The organism is Microvirga sp. HS2, from assembly GCF_055792805.1.
Genome location: NZ_JBVVAJ010000076.1, coordinates 1 through 5731, shown reverse-complemented (window position 1 = coordinate 5731; position 5731 = coordinate 1). Strand labels below are relative to the sequence as shown.

Below are 5731 nucleotides of genomic sequence, written 5' to 3'. Positions count from 1 at the left end.
AGCGCAGATCCGGTCTGCTGCAGAAGGCTGGATCGGCGCTCGAAACCGAGGGCGCTACAAAGCAATGAGAGGGGGTCAAATCTTCAGTTCGCCCGAGGGGTCAATTCTTCGGTTCGCTTGACAGCATGCGGACGTCATGTGCGACATGAGCATCGTCTGTTCTGGCTGCGAGGCGTCTCGGCGCTGCCGGCGCGACCTCGATCGCGGGTGGGCACCCGTGGTGCAGCGCTACTGTCCGAATGCCGAAACCATCAGGGCCTTCCGGGCCGAACGGCGCCACGTCGTCTCCTGATGCAACTGCTTTGATCCCGTACACAGGCTTCATCTCTGTCTCAGGTATGGCAGCGTCATGCTGGCCGTGCTCGGCCTGATCCTGCCGCTCCTGCCCACCACGCCGGTCCTGCTGCTCGCCGTCTGGTGCTTGGCCCGCTCAGACCCGAAGCGGGCCGAGCCGCCTTGCCGCCACCCGAGGTTCGGGTCCCTGCTCGCAGATTGGCGCGACGAGGGGCCATCGCGCTTCCCGCGAAGGCGGCGGCCGTCGGCGCGCTTGGCCTCTCCTACGCCTTGATCCTGTGCACAGCGGACAGCGAGCCCCTGCACCTGATCCTGGCGCTCATCGTGGGCGGTGTCGGCCTCTACCTGATCACGCGTCCACGGCCGAGCCGGACGCGACGGTTGGCACTCGGCACCTTGGCAGCGGCCGAATGTCATGGCCGCCATGTCTCGCCGGAGCATCCAAGACGCCGCTGACTTGCGCTCGGTCAAATCGGGCGCTCCGCGGCCCTGCTACAGGAGGGCCCGGTTGCAAACCTGGAGGCATGACGAATGACGCGCAAGCAACGGCGCCTGACCCTGATCGGGACCGGACTGGGCACCATCGCGGTGGCGCTCGGCCTCGTATCCGTTGCCATGCGCGACACCATCGTGTTCTTCCACACCCCGAGTGACATCCAGGCCAAGGGGGTCCAACCCGGCACGCGCTTTCGCCTCGGCGGCCTGGTGCAGGAGGCTTCGGTCGAGAAGGGCGACAGCCAGGTCACCGTCTTCCGGATCAAGGACGCGACCGCGATCGTCCGCGTGCAGTACCGCGGGCTCCTGCCCGACCTGTTCCGCGAAGGCCAGGGCGTCGTGGCCGAAGGCATGCTCGACCCAGCCGGCATGTTCAAGGCGGATACGGTGCTCGCCAAGCATGACGAGAACTACATGCCCCGCGAGGTGGCGGACGCGTTGAAGAGCCAGGGCCACTGGCAGGGCGAGGGACCGCCCGCGACCGGAACGCCGTAGCGTGAACCATCCTATGTGAGCCCCCCATTCTCGACCACGTCATGAGACCTCAGCCCATGCAAGCCCATTCTCCCCGGCGCGCCTATCCTGGGCGCGCTGTCCGACGCCGTCGGGCGCCGTCCTGTCATCCTGCTGTCCAACCTGGCGCTCGGATTCGACTACCTGCTCATGGCGGTCGCTCCTGGAGTGGGCTGGCTGCTGGTCGGGCGCGCCGTCGGTGGTCTCGCCTCGTCGAGCTTCACCACCGCCTTCGCCTATGTGGCCGACATCACCAACGCGGATCGCCGTGCCGCTGGGTTCGGCGCGATCGGCGCGGCAATTGCCTTCGGCTTCATCGTCGGCCCGGCCCTTGGCGGCATGCTCGGCGCCGTCGACCTGCGCCTGCCATTTTGGGTGGCGGCCGGTCTGTGCCTGGTCAACGCGCTGTACGGCATCTTTGTCCTGCCGGAATCGCTGGCGCGGGAGCGGCGCACGCGGTTCACCTGGCGCAGGGCGAACCCCGTCGCCGCCCTGCAGCTGCTGCGGTCCAACGGCGAGGTGTTCCGGGTGGCGGCGGTGCTGTTCCTCTCCAATCTAGCGCACGACGTTTTCCCGGCAGTGTTCGTGCTCTATGCCAGCCACCGCTATGGCTGGGACCAGCTGACCATCGGCCTCGCCCTAGCGGTCGTCGGCATCGCCTCGGCCGTGGTGCAGGGCGGGCTTGTGCGCCGCCTTGTGCCGCATCTCGGCGAGCGGGCGACCATGGTGGCGGGCCTTGTCTGCGGCGGCGTCGGCTCGATCCTGTTCGGCCTCGCCCCGAGCGGAGGCTGGATCTGGCTCGCCATTCCCGTGACGGCACTGTGGGGCCTGTTCAGCCCCGCGGCGCAGAGCTTGATGACGCAACGGATCGCGGCTTCGGATCAGGGGAGGCTGCAGGGCGCGCTCAACAGCCTGCGCGGCGTGAGCGGACTGATTGGTCCCGTCCTGTTCACCACCAGTTTTGCTGCGGGTGCATCCCACTCCGGTCCGTCCATTGTTTGGGGTGCTCCGTTCTTCGTGGCCGCGACCCTTCTCCTGCTGGCGCTCGCCGCTCTTGCGCCTGCCGTCATTGGCAGAGAGGCTCCCAAGCAGAAGCGAATTCCACGTGAACCCAGCCGTTTCCGCGAGAGGGCGCCGCTCGTTCAGCGCCACACCTGAACCGCGTTCTTGTTTGTCGTGGAGCAAAGCAGCGGGCCGGCAGCGGTGCGACAAGGGACCGTTGCCTGTCCTGGAGTTTGCCGATGCCCAACCCGTCTGATCATCCCTTGCTGCGCCTGTTCGGTCAGGGTCTCGCCGTCGCAGGGCTGCTGGCCGGGACGGCCCTGATGGCCTTCGCCGCAGGCCTTGCGCTCCTCGGGGCCATGATTGCGCTTCCGCTGGCCATTGGCCTCACGGCGGTGCGGCGTCTTCGGGGCGGAGCCGGACCCGCGGTGGTCGGGTCTCCGACCCTTGCCCCGCGCCTGACGCCGCCCTGACAGGCGTCCGCTTCCGCGCGGCCACCATTAGCCATTCCATCCGTTCCACCCGATCAATTCCATGAGCAATCATCCACAGCCTGACTGGGACCCGCGCTCCGAGGCGGCTCTCGACGACCAGATCGCCGCCTATGACCGCATGCGCGGCCATTGCCCTCTGGCCCACAGCGAGTATCTCCACTGGTCCGTGTTCCGGCACGCCGACGTGCTGCGGGTGCTGGAGGACCACGACACGTTCAGCAATGCCGTCTCGCGCCACCCATCAGTGCCCAACGGCATGGACCCGCCGGAGCACGCGGCGTACCGGGCGCTGATCGAGCCGCACTTCGCGCCGGAGCGGGTGCAGGCCTTCGAGCCGGTCTGCCGGGCCATCGCCACCGACCTGGTGGCTCGTCTACCAATCGGCGGCGAGGTCGAGCTGATGGGCGGGTTCGCTCGGGATTTCGCGCTTCGCGTCCAGTGCGCCTTCATGGGCTGGCCGGCCGACCTGCACGAGCCTTTGCGGCAGTGGACCCGCCGCAACCAGGAGGCGACCCTTTCCGGCGACCGGGCCGCCACCGCGGCCGTGGCCCTAGAGTTCGAGGGCTTTGTCCAGCGCTTGCTGGCCGAGCGCCGTCGGGCTGGCCATGCCGCGCCCGACGACGTCACGACGCGCCTGCTCCGCGAGCGGATTGGGGATCGTCCGCTGAACGACGCGGAGATCGTCAGCATCGTGCGCAACTGGACGGTCGGCGAATTGGGCACCATTGCCGCCAGCGTGGGAATCCTGGTCCACTATCTCGCTGCACACCCGCACTTGCAGGGGCGCCTTCGCGACGATTGCTCGCTGCTGTCGGCCGCAATTGACGAGATCCTGCGCATCCATGCCCCGCTGATCGCCAACCGCCGCATCACGACCCGGGCGGTGGAGATCGGTGGCCGCCGGCTGGAGGCGGGGGCACGCCTGAGCCTGATCTGGGCCTCGGCCAACCGCGACGAGGCCGTCTTCGGCAATCCGGACGAATTCCGGCTCGACCGCGATCCTGAGCTGAGCCTGCTCTACGGCGCCGGGATCCACGTCTGCCCGGGAGCGGAACTCGCCCGGCTGGAGCTGCGGGTGGTGATGGAGGAACTCCTGACCCGCACGCGCGAGGTCGTGCCCATGCTGGACAAGCCGGCGGTCCGGGCCACGTACCCGGCGGGCGGGTTCACCTCGGTGGCCTTGTGGGTTGAGCGATGCTCCTGACCGAGCGACCCGGGGTCGGGCCGACGCGGTGGTCCGGCGATGAACCAACAGATGCCGGGGGTTGGGACGAGCGGATGCCTGATCACGTGGACACCATGGGCCTCCTTGCAGGGCTGGCGCCGGACGTCGCCGCCGACCTGCTGCGGCAGGCGCAACGGCGGACGGTGCGGGCCGACGAGGTGCTCTTCACCGTGGGGGAGCCGGCGCGCTCGGTGCACGTACTCGCCTCCGGCGCGGCCAAGCTGGTGCAGGCCACGCCCGGCGGAGCGAAGGTCATCGTCAAGTACGTGCGGCCCGGTGAGGTCTTCGGCAGCCCCGCCCTGCTGGACCGGTTCTACCCGACCAGTGCCATCGCCGTCACGGAATGCGCAGAGCTGCAATGGCCATCCGAGCTGATGAGGACCTTGATCGAACGGCATCCGCGAGTGGCGCTCAACGTCATCGGGGACTTGGAGGCGCGCCTGCGCGAGATGGAGGGCCGGCTGCGGGACCTCTCGAACGAGCCGGTCGAGCACCGTCTGGCGCGCGCGATCCTCAAGCTCGTGGACACCTTCGGCCGCCAGACCGACGATGGTGTCGAGGTCCCGTTCCCGGTCGGCCGCCAGGACCTGGCAGACCTGATCGGCAGCACCCTGCCGACGGTGAGCCGGACCCTGCGCGCCTGGGAGACGCAGCGCCAGATCCGACGCCACCGCCGGCGTCTGGTCATCGCCGACGTCGAGGCCGTCGCCCGGGTTCTGTACCAGGAGGCACCGCCGGAGCCGAAGCCGAGGCGGAGCCATCGCCGCGCAGCAAGGCGCTAGTGCGCATCGACGGCAGGCCGGGGCAAAACCTCGAAGCGTTCGGCAGGCGGCAAGGCCATCGACGCGGCTGCCATCTATGGCGCCCGCGCAGGACATCCGCCGCAGGAGCCGGAAGTGACGTCACCGCCCCTTACGACCGCCAATGATTGTTGGCCGCCGCGATGGTCTGGAATCGGACGGCGATGACCTGCGAGATGGCGATGAGCTGGGCCGTGTCCTGCTCTAGGCTGCCCGCAGCTTGTCGCAGACCTGGTCCGAGGGCTGGGTAACCTTGACGCCCATCCGCGCACAAGCCTGACGGCGAGGTCAAATCCTTCCTGCGGTGTCGGCGTGATCAGCGAAGGGAGCCAAGTATCGGACGTCGGGGTCTCCTCCTGTGCGGCTGCGGAAGGCAATGGGGGTGGCTGCTCCCGCCGGAGCGTCCATGCCTTCCACCGTGATGCTGGTGCTTGCCGGGCAGCGAGCCGGTGTGTTTCCAGGAGCGCTGCGGCCTAGTTGCCGGAGGCGTCGAACTGCTTGAGGCAGGCGATCAGGTCCTTGATCGTCTGCTCGTCCTTGTTGAGGCCGGCCCAGACCATCTTGGTGCCGGGCACCTTGGCCTTGGGGTCCTTGAGGTATTCCGTCAGCGTGGCCTCGTCCCAGGTCAGGCCCGAGTCTTGTGGGCCGGCGAGTAGTTGTAGCCCGCTACCGTGCCGGCCTTGCGGCCGACGCCGCCGTTCAGCTCGGGTCCGACAGCGTTCTTGGCGGGCGGGCCGATCTGATGGCGCAGGCGCGGCACTGGACGAGGGTTTTCTCTCCCGCCACGGCATCCTGGCCCTGCACCTCGCCGGCGCATCCTCGATCCTGGGCGCGATCAACTTCATCACCACGATCCTCAACATGCGCGCTCCGGGCATGACGCTGCACAAGATGCCGCTCTTCGCCTG

At 68.5% G+C, this 5731-nt stretch carries 8 protein-coding genes and 3 pseudogenes; 8 read left to right on the top strand and 3 right to left on the bottom strand.

Features of this window, described 5'->3' with window-relative positions:
• The first annotated feature begins 349 nt into the window (after positions 1 to 349).
• The 7 genes from ACS5Q0_RS27255 to ACS5Q0_RS27225 all read left to right on the top strand — a co-directional run bounded on the left by ACS5Q0_RS27255 (position 350) and on the right by ACS5Q0_RS27225 (position 4805).
• Positions 350 to 568 carry a DUF454 family protein gene (locus ACS5Q0_RS27255; protein WP_473129750.1) on the top strand — a complete coding sequence of 73 codons (219 nt, stop codon included), beginning with the start codon at positions 350 to 352 and terminating at the stop codon, positions 566 to 568.
• On the top strand, positions 493 to 750 hold the full coding sequence (locus ACS5Q0_RS27250) for a hypothetical protein (RefSeq protein ID WP_473129754.1): 258 nt from the start codon (positions 493 to 495) through the stop codon (positions 748 to 750). Before ACS5Q0_RS27255 ends, ACS5Q0_RS27250 begins: the two co-directional genes overlap by 76 nt.
• Before the next feature lie 75 nt (positions 751 to 825).
• Positions 826 to 1284, top strand: a complete 459-nt coding sequence (gene ccmE / locus ACS5Q0_RS27245; protein WP_473129749.1) for a cytochrome c maturation protein CcmE — start codon at positions 826 to 828, stop codon at positions 1282 to 1284.
• Positions 1285 to 1350: 66 nt separating this feature from the next.
• Entirely contained in the window at positions 1351 to 2460 is a 1110-nt protein-coding gene (locus ACS5Q0_RS27240) for an MFS transporter (protein ID WP_473129753.1), read from the top strand.
• A gap of 83 nt (positions 2461 to 2543) precedes the next feature.
• Positions 2544 to 2777 carry a hypothetical protein gene (locus ACS5Q0_RS27235; protein ID WP_473129748.1) on the top strand — a complete coding sequence of 78 codons (234 nt, stop codon included), beginning with the start codon at positions 2544 to 2546 and terminating at the stop codon, positions 2775 to 2777.
• A 52-nt stretch (positions 2778 to 2829) separates the two neighbouring features.
• On the top strand, positions 2830 to 4002 hold the full coding sequence (locus tag ACS5Q0_RS27230; RefSeq protein WP_473129752.1) for a cytochrome P450: 1173 nt from the start codon (positions 2830 to 2832) through the stop codon (positions 4000 to 4002).
• A gap of 74 nt (positions 4003 to 4076) precedes the next feature.
• Positions 4077 to 4805, top strand: a complete 729-nt coding sequence (locus ACS5Q0_RS27225; RefSeq protein WP_473129747.1) for a Crp/Fnr family transcriptional regulator — start codon at positions 4077 to 4079, stop codon at positions 4803 to 4805.
• Between the two features lie 130 nt (positions 4806 to 4935).
• On the opposite strand, the gene ACS5Q0_RS27220 is transcribed toward ACS5Q0_RS27225, so the two are convergent.
• The 3 genes and pseudogenes from ACS5Q0_RS27220 to ACS5Q0_RS27210 form a co-directional block, all read right to left on the bottom strand.
• Complete coding sequence (locus ACS5Q0_RS27220) at positions 4936 to 5097, bottom strand: hexameric tyrosine-coordinated heme protein (RefSeq protein ID WP_473129751.1); 162 nt, start codon at positions 5095 to 5097, stop codon at positions 4936 to 4938.
• A 22-nt stretch (positions 5098 to 5119) separates the two neighbouring features.
• A pseudogene (locus ACS5Q0_RS27215) lies at positions 5120 to 5200 on the bottom strand (hypothetical protein); the annotation flags it as partial.
• A gap of 96 nt (positions 5201 to 5296) precedes the next feature.
• Positions 5297 to 5627: pseudogene (locus ACS5Q0_RS27210) on the bottom strand (c-type cytochrome).
• On the opposite strand from ACS5Q0_RS27210, the pseudogene ACS5Q0_RS27205 reads away from it, so the two are divergent.
• A pseudogene (locus ACS5Q0_RS27205) lies at positions 5613 to 5731 on the top strand (cbb3-type cytochrome c oxidase subunit I); the annotation flags it as partial. The pseudogenes ACS5Q0_RS27210 and ACS5Q0_RS27205 sit on opposite strands and share 15 nt — an antisense overlap.

Excerpts from the sequence above, each read along its gene's own strand:
- ACS5Q0_RS27235 (WP_473129748.1), top strand. The coding sequence starts at position 2,544 with ATGCCCAACCCGTCTGATCATCCCTTGCTGCGCCTGTTCGGTCAGGGT.
- ccmE (WP_473129749.1), top strand. The coding sequence starts at position 826 with ATGACGCGCAAGCAACGGCGCCTGACCCTGATCGGGACCGGACTGGGC.
- ACS5Q0_RS27225 (WP_473129747.1), top strand. The coding sequence starts at position 4,077 with ATGCCTGATCACGTGGACACCATGGGCCTCCTTGCAGGGCTGGCGCCG.
- ACS5Q0_RS27255 (WP_473129750.1), top strand. The coding sequence starts at position 350 with ATGCTGGCCGTGCTCGGCCTGATCCTGCCGCTCCTGCCCACCACGCCG.